Here is an 18,541-nt window from a genome sequence, read left to right as displayed (position 1 = left end):
CTATGAAATTAAGAGCTTTAGATGTAAGTGAAGTTAATTCATACGTAAAAAGAATCTTAACTAATGATGCGGTTTTATATAACTTAAAAGTAAAAGGTGAAATTTCAAACTTTAAAGTTCATAGCAGCAAAAATGTATATCTGACTCTGAAAGATAAATCATCTAAAATAAACTGTGTAATTTTCAAAAATAATTATGATAGTTCACTAAATTTAGAGGATGGAATGAAGGTTATAGCAACAGGATATATATCTGTGTACGAAAGAGATGGATCATATCAATTGTATATAGAAAACGTGGAATTAGATGGACTGGGAAATTTGTATATAGAATTTCTAAAATTAAAAGAAAAGCTAGGAAAAGAAGGCTTGTTTGACTATATACATAAAAAGCCTATACCTAAAATGCCTAAAAATATAGGTATAATAACATCTGAGACAGGAGCAGTTATAAAAGATATAATTAATGTTGTAAAGCGTAGATATCCAAAAGTAAATATAAAGCTTTATTCTGTTTCAGTTCAAGGAAAAAACTCTTCTGAACAGATATGTGAAGGAATTAAATTTTTTAATAATGCCAATAATGTAGATACAATAATACTTGGAAGAGGTGGGGGATCCATAGAGGAATTATGGTCTTTTAATGAAGAGAGCGTTGCAAGAGAGATATTTAGTTCGAACATACCTATAATTTCAGCTGTAGGACATGAGACAGACTTTACAATAGCTGATTTTGTGGCTGATATGAGGGCACCGACACCATCTGCAGCTGCAGAAATAGCAACCCCAAAATTAGAAGATCTATTATACAAGTTAAAAAACTCTAAAGACAGATTAGATAAGGCTCTTATAAATCAATCTAAGCTAGATAAAAATAAATTAAATAATGTTTATGATAGACTAAATACTATTGTTAAGTCTTATATAATAAGAGATAAAATTATACAAATAGATATAATATATGATAAAATAACTAATGAGATTAATGATGTAGTAAAACTTAAAAAAGGAAGTTTAGATAGTAGTGGATCTCTTTTGCATAGCTTAAGTCCACTTGCTACATTAGATAGAGGGTACAGTATAGTACAAAAGGATAAAACTACTATAAATACAATAAATATCCTGAAAGAAAAGGATAGTATAGCAATTAAATTTAAAGATGGTACAGCTGATTGTATAATTGAAAAAATTAAAGATTAAAGAGGTATAAAAATGAATTTATCTTATGAAGAAGCTTATCAAAGACTGGAAGAAATTTTAAATAAATTGGAGTCTGGAACTACAAGTTTAGATGACTCTCTTAATTTATATGAAGAGGGAATAAGACTTTATAGTCATTGTAATAAATTATTAGATGAAGCAAATTTAAAAATAGATAAGTTTAGCAAAGATGGGAAAGAGGTACCCTTTAGTATAGAGGAGGAGTAGTTATGAATTTTAAAGAAGAATTAAAAAATAGAGTTGTAAATATAGAAGATTTATTAAATGAGTATATGCCTAAAGTTGAAGGATACCAAAATAATATATTTGACTCAATGAATTATAGTTTAAAAGCTGGAGGAAAAAGACTAAGACCAATACTTACATTAGAAGCTTGTAAACTAGTTGGGGGAAATGAAAAAGATGCATATCCATTTGCTGTAGCTATAGAAATGATACATACATATTCTTTGATACATGATGATCTTCCAGCTCTTGACAATGATGATCTTAGAAGAGGAAGAAAAACTAATCATAAAGTGTATGGAGAAGCTATGGCTATTTTAGCTGGAGATGGACTTTTAAATTATGCTTATGAAATAATGCTTAGAGAGTCTTTAAGTAAAGGTGAGCCAGAAAAATATTTAAAAGCTATAAATGAAATCGCTAAAGCTTCTGGGATATATGGTATGATTGGTGGACAAGTTGTTGATATTGAAAGTGAAGGTAAATCAATAGATATGGAAAAACTTGACTTTATACATATGAATAAAACAGCAGCAATAATCATTGGATGTATGAGAGCAGGAGCTATAATTGGTGGAGCAAGTGAAGAAGAGTTAGAGAATGTAACTAAATATGCAAAAAACATAGGATTATCATTCCAAATAGTTGATGATATATTAGATATTGTTGGAGATGAGGCTAAGCTTGGTAAAAAAGTAGGAAGCGATATAGATAATGAAAAATCTACTTATCCATCACTTATAGGACTTGAAAAGTCAAAAGAAACTGCTAATAAATTAATAGCAGAAGCTAAAATGAGTATTGATTATATAAATAAAGATAGTGAGTTTTTAAACAACTTAGCTGATTATATAGTAGATAGAGAGTATTAAGGAGGAACGATGAGCTTTATTTCAGAAATTTTTAGCAACAAAGTGTTGCTTATAAGTATGTTTGCTTGTTTCTTGGCACAACTTTTTAAGATTTTTACAGGAGATCAAAAAAAGATTCAAATATCTAGGATATTTACTTCTGGGGGTATGCCAAGTTCTCATAGTTCTTTTGTTACATCCTTATCTACATTAGTAGGAATGGAGTATGGGTTTAATTCAACAGAATTCGCAGTAGTTGCAGTGTTTTCTATGATAATAATGTATGATGCATCTGGAGTAAGACGTGCAGTTGGAAAGCAAGCAGTAATATTAAATCAAATTGTAGATGATTTACAGCATAAAAAGCATATTGAACAAAAAAAATTAAAGGAATTAGTAGGACATACGCCAGTAGAAGTTTTTTTTGGCGCTATTTTAGGAATTATTACAGCATTGGTATTTAGTTAAAGTATTAATGCTAAAAACTACTTAGATAAAAGGTGAGAAAGTTATGTATAATTATTTAAATAATGTAAATTCTCCTAAAGATATAAAAAAAATGAGCACTAAAGAGCTAGATTTACTAGCTAAAGACATAAGAAAATTTTTAGTGAGATCAGTTTCTAAGACAGGTGGACATTTAGCATCTAATTTAGGTGTTGTAGAGCTTACTTTAGCACTACATAAGGTATTTGATAGTCCAAAAGATAAATTTATATGGGATGTAGGACACCAGGCTTATGTTCACAAGATACTTACAGGAAGAAAAGATCAGTTTGATACATTAAGACAATTTAATGGATTAAGTGGATTTCCGAAAGAATGCGAAAGTGAACATGATATATTTGATACAGGGCATAGTAGTACATCTATATCTGTAGGAAGTGGAATTGCATGTGCTAGAGATATAAAAGGCGAAGATTTTTCTGTAGTTTCTATAATTGGAGATGGATCAATAACAGGAGGAATGGCTTTAGAGGCTCTTAACCATATAGGATATATAAATACGAATATGATAGTAATATTAAATGATAATGAAATGTCTATAGATGAAAATGTTGGAGGAATGTCTAAACATTTATCAGCTATTATAAAAAATTCAACTGTCAATAAGGTTAAAGATGAAGTTGAAAAAATATTAAATGTTACTCCTGGAGGCAATATACTATCTAAAACGGCAAGCAAAGTAAAAGATAGCATAAAAGGAAACTTTACATTACAAGAATGTGCTTTTTTTGATTCTTTAGGAATAACATACTTAGGGCCTATAGATGGACATGATATAGATGAAATAGTAAAAACATTAGAAAAAGCAAAACAACAAAATGGACCAATATTACTTCATGTGATAACAAAAAAAGGTAAAGGCTACAAGTTTGCAGAAGATGAGCCACATAAATACCATGGAGTTTCTAAATTTAATATAAAAACTGGATTAAAGCCATCTTCATCAAAGAGTATATCTTCAGTAGTAGGAGAAAAGTTAATAGACCTTGCAACTAAGGATGAAAATGTTGTTGCTATAACAGCTGCTATGCCATCAGGAACAGGCTTAAATAAGTTTTCTGAAATATATCCAAACAGATATTATGACGTTGGTATTGCAGAACAGCATGCAGTTACATTTAGTTCAGGACTAGCAAAAGCTGGAATGAAACCATATTTTGCAGTATACTCATCTTTCTTACAAAGAGCATATGATCAAATAATACATGATATTGCTATAACAAGTAAGAATGTAACTTTACTTATAGATAGAGCGGGACTTGTAGGTAATGATGGAGAAACACACCATGGAATATTTGATTTAAGCTATTTAAATAATATACCTAACATGACTGTGATGGCTCCTAAAGATACAAAGGAACTAGAGCTAATGATGGATTTATCTTTAGAAATAGAAGGACCTATGGCTATTAGATATCCAAGAGGAAGTAGTTACTTTGTGGATAAGGGTGAGTATAAGCCTATAAAAGTTGGTACATATGAACTATTAAGCGAAGGTAAAGACATTGCTATATTAGCAATAGGAAATATGGTTAAACAATCAATTGAAGCATTAGACATATTAAATAAATCAGGTATTAATCCAACTTTAGTTAGTGCAAGATTTTTAAAGCCTATAGATGAAAAATTGATAATGGATTTAGCTAAAAATCATAAATATATTGTTACTGTAGAAGACAATGTACTTACAGGTGGATTTGGCAGTAGAATAAATAAATTTATTATAGACAATAAACTTGATAATGAGATTATTAATATTGGAATTAAAGATGAATTTATTCCTCACGGGGATGTTAACGTACTATATGAACAATGTGGAATCTCACCTTCAGGTATAGCTCAACAAATTGAGAGTTTATTAAGATAGAAAGGTAATTTATATGAAAAAAAGAATAGACGTATTACTTGTAGAACAAGGATATTTTGACAGTAGAGAAAGAGCTAAAAAAGCTATAATGGCTGGACTAGTATTTGTAGACAATCAAAGATGTGATAAGGCTGGCTCAGAGGTTAAAGAGGAAAGTAAAATAGAAGTAAAAGGGAATCCTATACCATATGTTAGTAGAGGTGGACTAAAGCTTGAAAAGGCAATGAAAAACTTTGATATAACATTAGAGAACAAAGTTTGTTTAGATATAGGAGCATCAACAGGTGGATTTACAGATTGTATGCTTCAAAATGGAGCAAAAAAAGTATTTTCAATAGATGTAGGATATGGACAACTTGCTTGGAAACTTAGACAAGATGAAAGAGTTGTATGTATGGAGAGAACAAACATAAGACATGTAACTATAGAAGATACTAAAGAATTTGGACAATTTGCATCTATAGATGTTTCTTTTATATCACTTAAATTAGTTTTACCAAAAGCAAAAGAATTATTAGATCCAAGTGGACAAGTAGTAGCATTAATAAAACCTCAATTTGAAGCTGGAAGAGAAAAAGTTGGTAAAAAAGGTGTAGTAAGAGAAAAATCTACACATATAGAAGTTATAGAAAAAGTAGCAGATTTTGCAGCAGAAATCGGGTTTACGATATTAGGATTAGATTACTCTCCTATAAAAGGACCTGAAGGAAATATTGAATATTTAATTCATTTAAAAAACTCTAATGAAGGTTATGAATACAATAAAGAAGAGTTTAAAATAACTATAGATAAAGTTGTAGACAATTCACATAATTTAATGTAATAAAGAGGGGGATTTAAATTGATCCTTGAATTATATATGAAAAACTGTGCATTAATAGAGGAACTAAGGCTAGATATAGACAAAAATCTAAACATATTAACTGGAGAAACTGGATCAGGTAAATCTATAATAATAGGAGCTTTAGGTTTATGTCTAGGTGGTAAATATGATAGGTCCTTTTTAAGAAAAGGCACAGAAAAAGGTTTAGTAGAAGCGTTATTTGATGTTAATAATCAAAAGCTTAAAGAGAAGCTACTAGAAAATGGAATAGATATAGAAGAGGATAATCAAATAATAATAAGCAAAGAAATATTTGATGACGGAAAAAGTATATCAAGAATAAATGGAAGAAATGTAAAAGTATCATTTTTAAAAGAAATTTCTAACTACTTAATTGATATACATGGACAACATCAAAATCAAGTTTTATTTGATAAAGATACACATATTGATTTTTTAGATTTATTTGGAGAAGAACTCTTATATGAATCTAAAAGTGATTATGAAAAGACATATATTGAATACAATGAAGTAAAAAAAGCTTTAAATGTACTAACAGAAAATAAAGACGATATGCAAATTCAAAGAGAAATAGACTTGATAAAATTTCAAATAAATGAAATAGAATCAGCAAACTTAAATGAAAATGAATATGAAGATTTATTAAAACAAAGAGACGTCTATAGAAATGGTGAAAAGATTTTTACTAACTTAAATAATGCATATTTAAATTTATATGATGGAAGTATAAATTCTGTAGATCTTATATCTAAATCACTAGGTGATTTAGGTGCCATAGCTCAATATGATGAAAAATTAAATGATTATAATGATACAATAGAGCGAATAATGTATGAGCTTCAGGATATATCTAGAGATATTAGAAGTTATAAAGAAAACATTGATTTTTCACCTTATGAATTAGAACAAATAGAGCAGAGAGTAGATGAAATAAATACTCTTAGAAGAAAATATGGAGATACAATAGAAGAAATTTTAGCATATAAAGATAAAATAAATGAAAGATTAGATGAAATATTAAATAGAGATGAAAAAGTTGAAGAGTTAAAATTAAAGCTTAAAAAAGTCGAAGACATTTTAGTAATTAAAGCTGAAAAATTAACTCAGAAAAGAAAAGAAGTTGCAAGAAACCTTCAAGAAAAACTATTGTATGAGCTTAAAAGCTTAAACATGAAAAATGTAGTTTTTGAAGTTTCATTTGGTAAATCTACATTTAATGCAAAAGGACAAGATGATATAGAATTTATGATTTCATTCAATCTAGGTGAAGATATAAAGCCTATATATAAGGTAGCATCAGGAGGAGAGATGTCTAGATTCATGTTAGCGTTTAAGACGATTTTAGCGGATATAGATGAAATAGATACTCTTGTGTTTGATGAAATAGATACAGGTATAAGTGGTATAGCAGCTCAGATTGTTGGAGAAAAATTATCATTGATAGCTAAGAAAAAGCAAATAATTTGTATAACGCATTTACCTCAAATTGCAGCAAATGCAGACACTCACTATTGTATTGAGAAAAAGACATCTAATGAACGAACATTTACTGTTATAAGTAGACTTGATGATAATCAAAGAAAAGATGAAATAGCAAGACTTATAGCAGGAAGTAATATAACTGAAAAAACAATGGAACATGCTAGTGAAATAATAGAACTTGCAAAAAAAGTACCTAATTAATTAGGTACTTTTTTTTCGTAAAATTATATTTAGATTAAACTGGATAAAAATAAATGAAAAATGGAACTATATGTATATAAATTTATGAAGGGACGATATAAAATGAAAAAAATATATATAGTTTTATCTTTAGTCTTAATAATACCTATATTTATATTGGGAATATCGAAACCAGGAAATAAAAAAGAAACAAGATATTTAGTTCCACTTGGAAATGTTGTAGGTATAAGGGCTAACACAGATGGAATATTAGTATTAGAAAATGAAGATTCGAGTGTTGATTATATAGACGGAGTGGAAGCTGGAGATAATATAATAAGTATAAATGGAATTAATGTATATAGTAGTAAAGATGTAAAAAGAGTTTTATATAACTATAATAAAGATGTAGTTGAGATAATAATCGACAGGGATGGAGAACTAATATCAAAGCAAATTCCAGTTAAAAAAGAAAATAATGAATATAAACTTGGAATTTGGATTAGAGATAAAATTTCTGGAATAGGAACTATGACATTTTATAATCCGCAAAACAATACATTTTCGGCATTAGGACATCCAATAAAAGATGTAGATACAAATGAATTGATAAAGGTTAAGAGTGGAAATATATACAATGCTGAAGACATTTCGATTGAAAAGGGAAGAGTTAAACATGTAGGGCAAATAAAAGCTGAATTTGATGGCGATAAACCGATAGGTAATTTTAAAAAAAATAACAGTTTTGGAATAAGTGGCAATTTAACGACATATGATAATGAAGGAAAAGAAAAAATGTTAGAAGTTGGTGACAGTAAAGATATAAAGCTTGGACCGGCGATAATTTTATTTCAAAATAAAGATGGAAAAATCGGGCAATATCAAATAAACATAAAAAAAATTAAATATAATAACAAAAAAGATGATAAAGATATGGTGATTGAAGTAGTAGATGAGAGATTGATAAATTATACTGGTGGTATAGTTCAAGGAATGAGTGGAGCACCTATAATACAAAATGATAAAATAATTGGGGCTGTTACGCATGTTTTTATAGATAACTCTAAAATAGGATATGGAATTTTTATAGATAAGATGATAATATAAGTATATATATAAAAATAAAAATAAACAGAAGGAATATAAATATTAAATGTCGAATAGGTTATTAGTGAAAAATTAGAAAATATTTAAATAAATTTATAATTCTATGGGGGGAAAAATTTAATGAGCGAAAAAATAAAAATAGTTTTAGCAGATGACAACAGGGATTTTTGTCAAGTATTAAGAGAGTATTTATCTAATGAGGATGATATTGAAATATTAGGAATTGCAAAGGATGGAATAGAAGCTTTAGATTTAGTTTCAAGAACACAACCAGATGTATTGGTTTTAGATGTTATAATGCCACATCTTGATGGGTTAGGGGTAATTGAAAAACTAAATGCTATGAACTTGCCTAAAATGCCTAAGATAATAGTATTATCTGCAGTAGGTCAAGATAAAATAACACAAAGTGCAATAAACTTAGGAGCAGACTATTACATAGTTAAACCTTTTGACTTTGTAATATTTATAAATAGAATAAGAGGATTAGTTTCAAATAAAAATACAGTAGTAGATTCTAATTCAAGATCAAATAATAATATGGATATAAAAATGACTAAAACTGATTTCGTTAAAAATGTAGGAAACATAGAAACTGAAATAACAAATATAATACACGAAATAGGAGTTCCAGCTCATATAAAAGGATATTTATATTTAAGAGAAGCTATAAAAATGGTTATAGACAATGTTGAATTATTAGGGGCAGTAACAAAGGAACTATACCCAAGTATAGCTAAAAAGTTTAACACAACTCCAAGTAGGGTTGAAAGAGCTATAAGACATGCAATAGAAGTTGCATGGAGCAGAGGTAAGGTTGACACTATAAATCAATTATTTGGATATACAGTTCATAATACAAAAGGGAAACCAACAAACTCTGAGTTTATAGCAATGATTGCAGATAAATTAAGATTAGAGCACAGTATGGTTAAATAATAAATTATGAAAAACAAAGTCTTCATAAATTGAAGGCTTTATTTTTTTGTGTAAATGTATAAAATATATAGTAATTTACTAAACTGAGGTGAAATAATGAAAATAAACATACCAACTGATGTAAAAGAGATAATAGATGATATATATGAAAATGGATATGAGGCTTATATAGTAGGGGGATGTGTAAGAGACTCAATTGTAGGAATAAAACCTAACGATTACGATATAACAACAAATGCAAAACCTACAGACACAATAAGTATATTTAAAAATTATAAAATAATTGAAACTGGAATAAAGCATGGAACAATAACTTTAATAAAAAATAAAAATGAATATGAAATTACAACATATAGAATTGATGGAACATACGCTGACAACCGAAGACCTGAATATGTAGAGTTTACAAGGGATATAATAGAAGATTTAAAAAGGCGTGATTTTACTATAAACTCTATTGCCTATAATCATAAAGTAGGTATAGTTGATGCGTTTGATGGGATAGAAGATATAAATAAAAAAATAATAAGGACAGTTGGAAATCCAGATGAAAGATTTAAAGAGGATGGGCTTAGGATAATAAGAGCTGTTAGATTTAGTTCTAAGCTTAATTTCAAAATAGATAGCAAAACATTGGAAAGTATTTATGAAAATATAAAATTGATAAAAAATATAAGCTCAGAAAGAATACAAGAGGAATTAAATAAAATTTTACTTAGTAATTACCCTGAAAAAATATATATACTTTACGATGCAAAAATGTTTGATATATTTGAAATGAAAAATGTAAAGATGAATAAAAATGATTTAGCTAAACTTAAGTCGAGTAAAAAAGATTTAGTGATAAGATTAAGTATATTTATGTATATTCTAGGGGACATTAACGAAAGCAAAAAAATATTGGAATTATTAAGATATTCTAACAAAATAAAAAGTCAATGCATTACAATTTTAGATAATCTAGATAATAAAATAATCGATGATAAAGTATCTATAAAGATTTATTTAAAGGAAATAGGACATGAAAGTCTAAATTATCTATTATATGTAAAAAAAGTATTGGATATGGAATTTGAAAAAAAATATTATGACAAAATAAATAATTTAATTAAAGAAATTGATTTAAATAAAGAGTGTTATTCATTAAAAGAATTAGCACTAAATGGAAGGGATTTAAATGCTTTAGGCTATAAAGGCAAGGAAATAGGTGAAAAATTAAACTTTTTACTATATAATGTGATTGAAAATCCTAATATAAACAATAAAACAGATTTAATTAATATTATAAATAGCTTATAAGAAGGGCGCGTAATTTTAATTATTTAAATTGTTGTAAAATAATGCTATAATGTAATGTGATTTCAAAAACGAAAATTGGAGGTTTTAAGTATGAGAGTCGAAGCCCCTATTAAGGTAGACAGAAAAACAAAAAGGCTTGCAAAGCGACTTACTGGCGGAGAAATAGCAGTTATAAATCATAAAGATGTAGATGAAGTTGCTGCAAATTCATTAGTAGAGGGAAAGATAAAACTTGTTATAAATGCATCTCAATCTATAAGTGGTAGATACCCAAATAAAGGACCTGGAATACTTGTAGATAAAAATATACTTATTGTAGACAATGTAGGTGAAGAGCTATTCAACAACTTACAGGAGGGGCAAATAATAGAAGTTATAGATGGAAAAATCTATAGAGATGGAGAATTATTGGGCCAAGGAGAAGTATTAGATAAAGACGAAGTTGATAACAAGATAAGATTGGCATATGAAAATTTGGCTGTAGAGTTGGATAGATTTATAGATAATACTATAGATTATGCTAAAAAAGAAAAAGGACTTATTCTTGGAGAAGTTGAAATACCAAAAGTAAGTACAGATTACAAGAATAGACATGTATTGATAGTTGTTAGAGGTCAAGACTATAAGCAAGACCTAAGCACAATATTATCGTACATAGAAGAAATGAAACCTATACTAGTAGGTGTAGATGGTGGAGCTGACGCTTTACTAGAGTTTGGATATACTCCAGACGTAATTGTAGGAGATATGGATAGTGTAAGTGATGAAGCTTTACAAAAAGCAAAAGAAATAGTTGTTCATGCATACACAGACGGAAGAGCACCTGGACTTAAGAGAGTACAAGACTTAGGATTGGAAGCTGTGGTATTTCCTGCGCCTGGAACAAGTGAGGATATAGCTATGCTTACTGCTTATGAGTATAAGGCTGAACTTATAGTAGCTGTAGGGACACATTCTAATATGATAGACTTCTTAGAAAAAGGAAGACCTGGTATGGCTAGTACATTTTTAGTAAGACTAAAAATAGGATCAAAGCTAATAGATGCAAAAGGTGTAAACTTATTATATAGAAGTAAATTAAAATTAAAGTATATATGGGCACTTATAGCAACTGCTTTATTCCCAGTTTTAATACTTGCATCATTCTCTCCAAGTGTTCAACAATTTATGCACTTGATGGAATTAAAAATGAGACTACTATTACAGATGTAATTAATTGAGGAGGATTAACATGCATATAAATATGAAGTATTATATAGTAACGATAGGTGCTATATTTATTGCATTAGGAATAGGAATGCTAGTAGGATTTAACTTAAATTATGATCAAGAACTTAGCAAGCAACAAGCTGCTATAATAGATGATTTAGATGCTAAGTTTGAAGACATAAAAACAACAAATGATGAATTAGAAGGTAAACTAGACAAAAAAGAAAGTGAATACAAAAAACTAGTAAATTATTTAAATCAAAATTATTTAGTATTAATAAAAGACCAATTACAAGGTAAAAATGTAGGAATAATATCAACAACAGAAAATTATGATTATACACAAGACATATCTAAGACTATAACAGATGCAAATGGAAGTGTAGCATATGATATTGTTTTAAAATCAGGTTTAACTAATAAAGATAAAATAAAAGAACTTGATAGTGCATTACAATTACAGTTAAAAACTGAAAAAGATGTAGTTAATTACATAATGAGCTGCTTAAAAGAAGAAAATGCTATGGATAAACTACAACAATTAGAAAAATTAGAGATGATAAAAATAAATTATTTATCAGATAACTATTTAGACTGTTCTCAAGTTGTTATGGCAAGTGGAGATACAAATGAATCTTCTAATAAATTTACGAATATAGATAAAATAATAATAGATAAATTAAAAGAAGATGGTAAATATGTAATAGGAACTCAAAAAAGTGATGTTAAATTCTCTGATTTAGAAAACTATAAAAAAGATAAAATACCAACTATAAACAATTCTCAGCAAGGAACAGGTAAACTATCTTTAGTTTACGCTCTTAGAGATTCTGTAGAAAAAGGAAACTTTGGTATAGGAGATAACGTAGATTCTATAATACCATTTAAGTAAAAATAAAGGAGATGTAAATATGAATCCTTATGTAAGTATAATAATACCTGCATACAATGAAGAAAATAAAATAAAAGATACTTTACTAGGAGTAGTAGATATTGAAGAAATAAATGAAATAATAGTTGTAGATGATGGTTCAAGTGATAACACTGAAAAAGCAGCTAAATCTATTGTAAATGATAAAATAAAAGTTTTTAAGTTAGATAGAAATAGAGGTAAAGGCTATGCATTAAACTATGGATTAAAAAAAGCTATGGAAAATGCAGATATAATAGGATTTTTAGATGGAGATTTAGGTAGTTCATCAAGTGAAACTATTAAGCTTATAAAACCTGTAATAAATAATGAAGTTGATGTAACAATAGCAAAATTCCCACCTGCTAAGAAAAAGGGTGGGATGGGATTTGTAAAAAGATTAGCTAAAGATTCAGTATTTGAGATGACAGGAGTAGAGTTAGATGCTACTATATCTGGTCAAAGAATATTCAAAAAAGAAGTTTTAGAAAAATTTGATGAAATACCTTTTGGTTATGGAGTTGAAGTTGGAATGACAATAGATATATTAAAATATGGTTATTCTATAAAAGAAATTTTAGTTAATATGACACATAATGAAACAGGAAGAGATTTAAAAGGGTTTATACACAGAGGCAAACAATACTACCATATAAAGAAAATTGCTAATAAGAAGAGAAAAGAATGGAGGTAGTGTTATTGAATAATATGATACTGTATATGATAATGCTACTAGTTGGTGTAGCAACAACTTATGTTGTTATGCCATTTTTTAGGAATATGTTGGTGTCGAGTAATGTAATAAGACCAAATTATAAAAAAGATATGATACCTGTAAGTATGGGATTAGTTTTTCTACCTACGATAGTTATAAATAGTATTATTTTAATATACTTTACAACTAACCAGAACGACTTAGTATATACATTTATGTATATATTTGGACTATTATCTATGTGCTTAGTAGGTATTTTAGACGATATTGTAGGTAACAGAGATGTAAGTGGATTAAAGGGGCATTTTAAAAGTTTATTAAAAGGACATCTTACAACGGGTGGATTTAAAGCATTATTTGGAGGATTTGTAGGTCTTGCTATATCAGTTGCAATATCTAAAAATATAGCTGATATATGTATAAACACTTTAATAATAGCTTTATCTACTAATTTAATGAACTTACTAGATTTAAGACCAGGAAGAGCAATAAAAGTATATTTAGTTATAATTATAACGCTATTATTAACTTTAGTAGGTTATCCTAAAGGTTTAGTTCTTATATTATTACCAAGTGTAATTGTATACTTCTTTGATGATTTAAAAGCTAAAGCTATGATGGGAGATACAGGATCTAATGTATTAGGTATATCTATAGGAATCTTAATTGCTATAGGATACGCTAGACCTATAAGAATTGGATGGTTAGTATTTTTAGTATTTATACATGCACTTACTGAAAAATACTCTTTAACAAAAATAATAGAAAATAATAAGGTTTTAAATTTTATTGATAAACTAGGAAGGTAATCTTATGATAAGTAAAAGAATTGGAGTAGTTGAATCTATAAAAAGTAAGTCACAAAACTTAGAAGAAATAACTGTAAATATTAATGGTAATATAGAAAAAGCTTACAATTATCCTAAGATGACAGGAAGTGTAGATATAGGCGATGAAGTTGTATTAAATACAACTGCAGTTGAATTAAGTCTTGGTACAGGTGGTTATCATTTTGTAATAACTAATTTAAATAAAATAGAATCTGATATGACTCCGGGTGGTCATATTATGAAATTGAGATATACACCGTTACAGGTTAAAGTAGATTCTGTAGAGGAACAAGATAGTAAACTACATGATAAAATAAATGAGTTTAAAAGTCTAGATAACCTACCTGTTGTTGTTGGTACATTACATAGTATGCTTACTCCATTTGTTGCATCATACAAAAGACATAATCCGGATAAAAAATTAGTATATATAATGACAGATGGAGCATCTCTACCTATATACTTAAGTAAGAATGTAGAAAATCTAAAAAATAAAAAATTGATAGATGATACTATAACAATAGGTAATGCATTTGGCGGAGATTATGAATGTATAAACATTTATTCAGCATTAATAACTGCAAAAGAAGTGTTAAATGCGGATGCAGTATTTGTAAGTATGGGGCCTGGAATAGCAGGCACAGGAACTAAATATGGTTTCACAGGTATAGAACAAGGTCCAATACTAGATGCTGTTAAAAAGCTAGGAGGAAATCCTATTGCAATTCCGAGAATGAGCTTTGCAGACAAAAGAGATAGACATGTAGGTATAAGTCATCATAGTATAACTGTATTAAGTGAGATAGTAAATGTAGAAGTTAATATACCTATAGGGCTTAAAGATAAAGAAAAACTAGATTATGTAAATAACCAAATAAAAGAAAATAAATTAGCTGAAAAGCACAATATAGCATATGTAAATCCAGGCAGTACTTTAGACGATTTAAACTATTTTGAATTGAAAGTTAAGAGTATGGGTAGAAATTATGAACAAGATAGTGAATTCTTTGATGCTGCAAGTAGTGCAGCATATTACTTAATGGAGGTTTGTTATGATAATAGAAGAGCAAACAGTAAGTAGTGACAGGATATATACTGGAAAGGTTATAAGCCTGAAGGTAGATACTGTCGAAGTTCCTAAAAAAGGCTATCAAAAAAGAGAAATAATAGAACATCCTGGGGCAGTCGGAATAGTAGCTATAACTGATGATAATAAGGTTTTATTAGTTAGACAGTTTAGAAAAGCAATAGAAAAAGTTTTATGGGAAATTCCTGCTGGAAAGTTAGAACAGGGAGAAAGTCCAAAAGACTGTGCTATTAGAGAACTAAAAGAAGAAACTGGATATAGTGCAAACAATATGAAATTAATACATAAATTTTATACATCATCAGGATTTTCTAATCAAAAAATATATGTTTACCTAGCTACAGACCTAGAAAAGGGTGAGTGTTGTCTAGATGAAGATGAATTCTTAGAATTACATGAAGTTAATTTAAATGATGCATATGAAATGATTAATAAAAATGATATAGAAGATGCTAAAACATCTATAGGTCTTTTGCTTGCGAAAGAACTTTTATAATTAGGAATAACCTCCTCTTCTCTTGCATAAAAATTATGTAAGAACAAAAGAGGGGGTTGTAGTTTTTGAGAAGAATAAATAGAAGAACCACATTGGATAAAATAAGTAAGGATATGATAATTATATCTAGTTTGTTTATATTATTTGTTATTTTAGGATCATTGTTAAATAAAATTTTTCCTCAATATACAGAGGTAATAAGTAATAACATAACTTATACAAATAGCTACTATGATTCAGGAATGAAAATAAAAGAAGTTTTAATGTCAAATTTTAAAATGGACTTAAGTTTATTAGCAGGTATGTCGATATGTACATTAAGCATAATTTTAGCACCTATAGCTTTAATTATTTTTGCGGTAAAAGGCTTATCGATAGGGTATACTATAAATACTTTCATAATAGCTATGAAGGCTAGTTCATTTAAAATGTTATGTGTGACACTTATTAAATTTTCAATAGTACTTCCAGGCATGATAATACTAGCATTAATATCACTTAAGTACTTTGAAGAATTTATAAAAAATGTAAGAAAACAAAATAAAACAAACTGTACATATTTAATGAAAAGGTATATAATAAACTCATTTCTTATAATAATGATTAGTGTATCTGCACAAACTATTTTAAATGCTATATCTACAATAACACTAAAAATATTTTAAAGGGACTACAATATGCAACTACTAAATGAATATATAGAATATATAAAATCTATAAGAAAGTTGACAGAAAATACAGTTAGCTCTTACTTTATAGATATAAAAAAGTACTTAACATATATAGAAAATAAAAGTATTAACTTATTTGAATCAACAGAAAATGATATAATAAGTTATATAATAGAATTAGAAAAAAATAATGTATCTACAGCTACGATTTCTAGGAGTATATCATCTATAAAGTCTTTTTATGAATATTTATTTTTAAATAGATACATAGAAAGCAATATATCTAAAAATATAAAAAAACCTAAGATAGAAAAAAAAGAAATAGATATTTTAAGTTTAAAAGAAATAGAGGCTTTACTAGATTTTCCTGAACCTAAAAATGAAAAAGATATAAGAGACAAAGCTATATTTGAGATTTTATATGGGACAGGTATGAAAGTAACAGAGCTAATAGAGTTAGATTTAGATGATGTTAATTTAGAATATGATTATATTTGTTGTGAATCAGGAAAAAATCCTAGAGTAATACCTATGTCTAAAACTACAAAAAAATATTTAGACAACTATTTAACTAAGTCAAGAAGTGAGATTTTAAAAACTAACTTTCAGGAAAAGGCTTTATTCACAAACTCTAATGGAACTAGATTTACAAGGCAAGGTCTTTGGAAATTAATAAAAAAACATGCAAAAAGAGCAAATATAAATAAAAGCATAAATCCAACTATTCTTAGAAATTCATTTGCTATACACTTATTAAATCAAGGTGCAAACATAGCTGTAGTCAGCAAAATTTTAGGAAATTCTAATTTATCAAGTTTACAATATTATTTAAATTGTATAGATAAAAATATAAGACAAGAACTAAAGGAAAAACATCCTAGAAAATAAACTAACATTTAGGAGGAAAAATTTTATGAGCAGAGTTATATGGATGATAATTGATAGTGTTGGGATAGGAGCACTTCCTGATTCAGAAAAATTTGGAGATGTAAATGTAAACACTTTGGGTAACATAGTTAAAAACTATAAAGATATAAAGTTACCTAATATGCTGAAATTAGGTTTAGGTAATATAGATGGTATTGATAGCTTAGAAGGCGTAGAAAGCCCTATAGGAGCATTTGGTAGAGCTAGTGAAGTATCTAAGGGTAAAGATACAACAACTGGACACTGGGAGATGACAGGAGTTTTAGTTGAAACACCTTTTAAAACATATGAAAATGGATTCCCAAAAGAAATAATAGATGAATTTGAAAGAAAGACAAATAGAAAAGTTATAGGTAATAAGCCTGCATCTGGAACAGCTATACTAGATGAATTAGGAGAGCAACAAATGAAAACGGGAGAAGTTATAGTATATACTTCTGCAGATAGTGTATTCCAAATTGCAGCACATGAAGAAATAATTCCTTTAGATGAATTATATAAAATGTGTGAAATCGCAAGAGAAATAATGATGGGCGAAAATGCAGTTGCAAGAATAATAGCAAGACCATTTGTTGGACAACCAGGAGCATTTGAAAGAACTTCTAACAGAAGAGATTACTCTTTAAGCCCATTTGAAGATACAGTTTTAGATAATATAAAAAATTCAAACCTAGATGTTATAGGAGTTGGAAAAATAGAAGATATATTTAATAAACAAGGTATAACAGAGGCTATACATACTAAAGATAATATGGATGGAGTAGACCAAACTATAAATTATATGAAGAAAGAAAATAATGGTCTTATATTCACAAATTTAGTTGATTTTGACTCTAAATATGGTCATAGAAGAGATGTTAAAGGATATAAAGAAGCATTAGAAGAATTTGATGCTAGAATACCTGAAATATTAGAAAACATGGAAGATGATGATATATTAATTATAAACTCAGACCATGGTAATGATCCTACATACAAAGGAACTGATCATACAAGAGAATATATACCTATGTTAATTTGCGGTAAAAACGTTAAGAGTGGATTAAATTTAGGAACTAGAAGCAGTTTTGCAGATATAGGAGCTACAGTTGCTGATCTATTAAATGTAAAAATGCCTAAACATGGTAATAGTTTTAAAAATGACATTATAAAATAATTAGCTAGTTGGAGGAAAA

Annotated in this window: 19 protein-coding genes; all 19 read left to right on the top strand. The window is 28.0% G+C overall.

Annotated elements, in window-relative coordinates:
• Nucleotides 1-2: 2 nt before the first annotated feature.
• The 19 genes from xseA (at nucleotide 3) to GFJ41_RS09775 (ending at nucleotide 18,522) form a co-directional block, all read left to right on the top strand.
• Nucleotides 3-1,199 (top strand): exodeoxyribonuclease VII large subunit, encoded by a 1,197-nt coding sequence (gene xseA / locus GFJ41_RS09865; RefSeq protein WP_035115373.1) that lies wholly within the window; start codon nucleotides 3-5, stop codon nucleotides 1,197-1,199.
• Between the two features lie 12 nt (nucleotides 1,200-1,211).
• Nucleotides 1,212-1,427, top strand: a complete 216-nt coding sequence (xseB, locus tag GFJ41_RS09860) for an exodeoxyribonuclease VII small subunit (RefSeq protein ID WP_021429988.1) — start codon at nucleotides 1,212-1,214, stop codon at nucleotides 1,425-1,427.
• 2 nt (nucleotides 1,428-1,429) lie between these two features.
• Nucleotides 1,430-2,317 (top strand): polyprenyl synthetase family protein, encoded by an 888-nt coding sequence (locus tag GFJ41_RS09855; protein ID WP_035115372.1) that lies wholly within the window; start codon nucleotides 1,430-1,432, stop codon nucleotides 2,315-2,317.
• A 9-nt stretch (nucleotides 2,318-2,326) separates the two neighbouring features.
• Entirely contained in the window at nucleotides 2,327-2,764 is a 438-nt protein-coding gene (locus tag GFJ41_RS09850) for a divergent PAP2 family protein (RefSeq protein ID WP_021429973.1), read from the top strand.
• Between the two features lie 43 nt (nucleotides 2,765-2,807).
• Nucleotides 2,808-4,670, top strand: a complete 1,863-nt coding sequence (gene dxs, locus GFJ41_RS09845; protein ID WP_170075235.1) for a 1-deoxy-D-xylulose-5-phosphate synthase — start codon at nucleotides 2,808-2,810, stop codon at nucleotides 4,668-4,670.
• Between the two features lie 13 nt (nucleotides 4,671-4,683).
• Complete coding sequence (locus tag GFJ41_RS09840) at nucleotides 4,684-5,493, top strand: TlyA family RNA methyltransferase (protein WP_021433814.1); 810 nt, start codon at nucleotides 4,684-4,686, stop codon at nucleotides 5,491-5,493.
• A gap of 18 nt (nucleotides 5,494-5,511) precedes the next feature.
• Nucleotides 5,512-7,197, top strand: coding sequence for a DNA repair protein RecN (gene recN / locus GFJ41_RS09835; RefSeq protein ID WP_170075234.1), 1,686 nt, complete (start codon nucleotides 5,512-5,514; stop codon nucleotides 7,195-7,197).
• A 102-nt stretch (nucleotides 7,198-7,299) separates the two neighbouring features.
• On the top strand, nucleotides 7,300-8,283 hold the full coding sequence (locus GFJ41_RS09830) for a SpoIVB peptidase S55 domain-containing protein (protein WP_170075233.1): 984 nt from the start codon (nucleotides 7,300-7,302) through the stop codon (nucleotides 8,281-8,283).
• A 120-nt stretch (nucleotides 8,284-8,403) separates the two neighbouring features.
• Nucleotides 8,404-9,222 carry a sporulation transcription factor Spo0A gene (gene spo0A, locus GFJ41_RS09825; RefSeq protein ID WP_021429605.1) on the top strand — a complete coding sequence of 273 codons (819 nt, stop codon included), beginning with the start codon at nucleotides 8,404-8,406 and terminating at the stop codon, nucleotides 9,220-9,222.
• A gap of 96 nt (nucleotides 9,223-9,318) precedes the next feature.
• Entirely contained in the window at nucleotides 9,319-10,521 is a 1,203-nt protein-coding gene (locus GFJ41_RS09820; RefSeq protein WP_035115368.1) for a CCA tRNA nucleotidyltransferase, read from the top strand.
• A 90-nt stretch (nucleotides 10,522-10,611) separates the two neighbouring features.
• Entirely contained in the window at nucleotides 10,612-11,733 is a 1,122-nt protein-coding gene (gene steA / locus GFJ41_RS09815) for a putative cytokinetic ring protein SteA (RefSeq protein WP_021429752.1), read from the top strand.
• 19 nt (nucleotides 11,734-11,752) lie between these two features.
• On the top strand, nucleotides 11,753-12,622 hold the full coding sequence (locus GFJ41_RS09810) for a copper transporter (protein ID WP_170075232.1): 870 nt from the start codon (nucleotides 11,753-11,755) through the stop codon (nucleotides 12,620-12,622).
• 19 nt (nucleotides 12,623-12,641) lie between these two features.
• Complete coding sequence (locus GFJ41_RS09805; protein WP_021429728.1) at nucleotides 12,642-13,334, top strand: glycosyltransferase family 2 protein; 693 nt, start codon at nucleotides 12,642-12,644, stop codon at nucleotides 13,332-13,334.
• A 5-nt stretch (nucleotides 13,335-13,339) separates the two neighbouring features.
• A complete protein-coding gene (locus GFJ41_RS09800; protein WP_170075231.1) occupies nucleotides 13,340-14,164 on the top strand; it encodes a glycosyl transferase in 825 nt (274 codons plus the stop codon).
• Between the two features lie 4 nt (nucleotides 14,165-14,168).
• A complete protein-coding gene (locus GFJ41_RS09795; RefSeq protein ID WP_035115362.1) occupies nucleotides 14,169-15,266 on the top strand; it encodes a DUF3866 family protein in 1,098 nt (365 codons plus the stop codon).
• Nucleotides 15,238-15,768, top strand: coding sequence for an NUDIX hydrolase (locus tag GFJ41_RS09790; protein WP_021429595.1), 531 nt, complete (start codon nucleotides 15,238-15,240; stop codon nucleotides 15,766-15,768). Before GFJ41_RS09795 ends, GFJ41_RS09790 begins: the two co-directional genes overlap by 29 nt.
• 65 nt (nucleotides 15,769-15,833) lie before the next feature.
• The gene (locus tag GFJ41_RS09785) at nucleotides 15,834-16,433 is read left to right on the top strand and encodes a hypothetical protein (RefSeq protein WP_021429638.1); all 600 of its coding nucleotides are present in this window, start codon (nucleotides 15,834-15,836) and stop codon (nucleotides 16,431-16,433) included.
• Between the two features lie 12 nt (nucleotides 16,434-16,445).
• On the top strand, nucleotides 16,446-17,327 hold the full coding sequence (locus tag GFJ41_RS09780) for a tyrosine-type recombinase/integrase (protein ID WP_170075230.1): 882 nt from the start codon (nucleotides 16,446-16,448) through the stop codon (nucleotides 17,325-17,327).
• A 25-nt stretch (nucleotides 17,328-17,352) separates the two neighbouring features.
• Complete coding sequence (locus GFJ41_RS09775) at nucleotides 17,353-18,522, top strand: phosphopentomutase (protein WP_035115356.1); 1,170 nt, start codon at nucleotides 17,353-17,355, stop codon at nucleotides 18,520-18,522.
• Nucleotides 18,523-18,541: the final 19 nt, after the last annotated feature.

The organism is Paraclostridium dentum (assembly GCF_012922555.1).
GTDB lineage: Bacteria > Bacillota > Clostridia > Peptostreptococcales > Peptostreptococcaceae > Paraclostridium > Paraclostridium dentum.
The sequence above is the reverse complement of the archived record's forward strand: the minus strand, read 5'-3'. Positions and strand labels throughout refer to the sequence as shown.

What these genes read in the sequence shown, in the direction of transcription:
- GFJ41_RS09830 (WP_170075233.1), top strand. Translation starts at nt 7,300, where the DNA reads ATGAAAAAAATATATATAGTTTTATCTTTAGTCTTAATAATACCTATA.
- spo0A (WP_021429605.1), top strand. Translation starts at nt 8,404, where the DNA reads ATGAGCGAAAAAATAAAAATAGTTTTAGCAGATGACAACAGGGATTTT.
- GFJ41_RS09855 (WP_035115372.1), top strand. Translation starts at nt 1,430, where the DNA reads ATGAATTTTAAAGAAGAATTAAAAAATAGAGTTGTAAATATAGAAGAT.
- GFJ41_RS09850 (WP_021429973.1), top strand. Translation starts at nt 2,327, where the DNA reads ATGAGCTTTATTTCAGAAATTTTTAGCAACAAAGTGTTGCTTATAAGT.
- GFJ41_RS09790 (WP_021429595.1), top strand. Translation starts at nt 15,238, where the DNA reads ATGATAATAGAAGAGCAAACAGTAAGTAGTGACAGGATATATACTGGA.
- GFJ41_RS09775 (WP_035115356.1), top strand. Translation starts at nt 17,353, where the DNA reads ATGAGCAGAGTTATATGGATGATAATTGATAGTGTTGGGATAGGAGCA.
- GFJ41_RS09780 (WP_170075230.1), top strand. Translation starts at nt 16,446, where the DNA reads ATGCAACTACTAAATGAATATATAGAATATATAAAATCTATAAGAAAG.
- steA (WP_021429752.1), top strand. Translation starts at nt 10,612, where the DNA reads ATGAGAGTCGAAGCCCCTATTAAGGTAGACAGAAAAACAAAAAGGCTT.
- GFJ41_RS09795 (WP_035115362.1), top strand. Translation starts at nt 14,169, where the DNA reads ATGATAAGTAAAAGAATTGGAGTAGTTGAATCTATAAAAAGTAAGTCA.
- xseA (WP_035115373.1), top strand. Translation starts at nt 3, where the DNA reads ATGAAATTAAGAGCTTTAGATGTAAGTGAAGTTAATTCATACGTAAAA.
- GFJ41_RS09820 (WP_035115368.1), top strand. Translation starts at nt 9,319, where the DNA reads ATGAAAATAAACATACCAACTGATGTAAAAGAGATAATAGATGATATA.
- xseB (WP_021429988.1), top strand. Translation starts at nt 1,212, where the DNA reads ATGAATTTATCTTATGAAGAAGCTTATCAAAGACTGGAAGAAATTTTA.
- GFJ41_RS09810 (WP_170075232.1), top strand. Translation starts at nt 11,753, where the DNA reads ATGCATATAAATATGAAGTATTATATAGTAACGATAGGTGCTATATTT.
- GFJ41_RS09805 (WP_021429728.1), top strand. Translation starts at nt 12,642, where the DNA reads ATGAATCCTTATGTAAGTATAATAATACCTGCATACAATGAAGAAAAT.
- GFJ41_RS09840 (WP_021433814.1), top strand. Translation starts at nt 4,684, where the DNA reads ATGAAAAAAAGAATAGACGTATTACTTGTAGAACAAGGATATTTTGAC.
- dxs (WP_170075235.1), top strand. Translation starts at nt 2,808, where the DNA reads ATGTATAATTATTTAAATAATGTAAATTCTCCTAAAGATATAAAAAAA.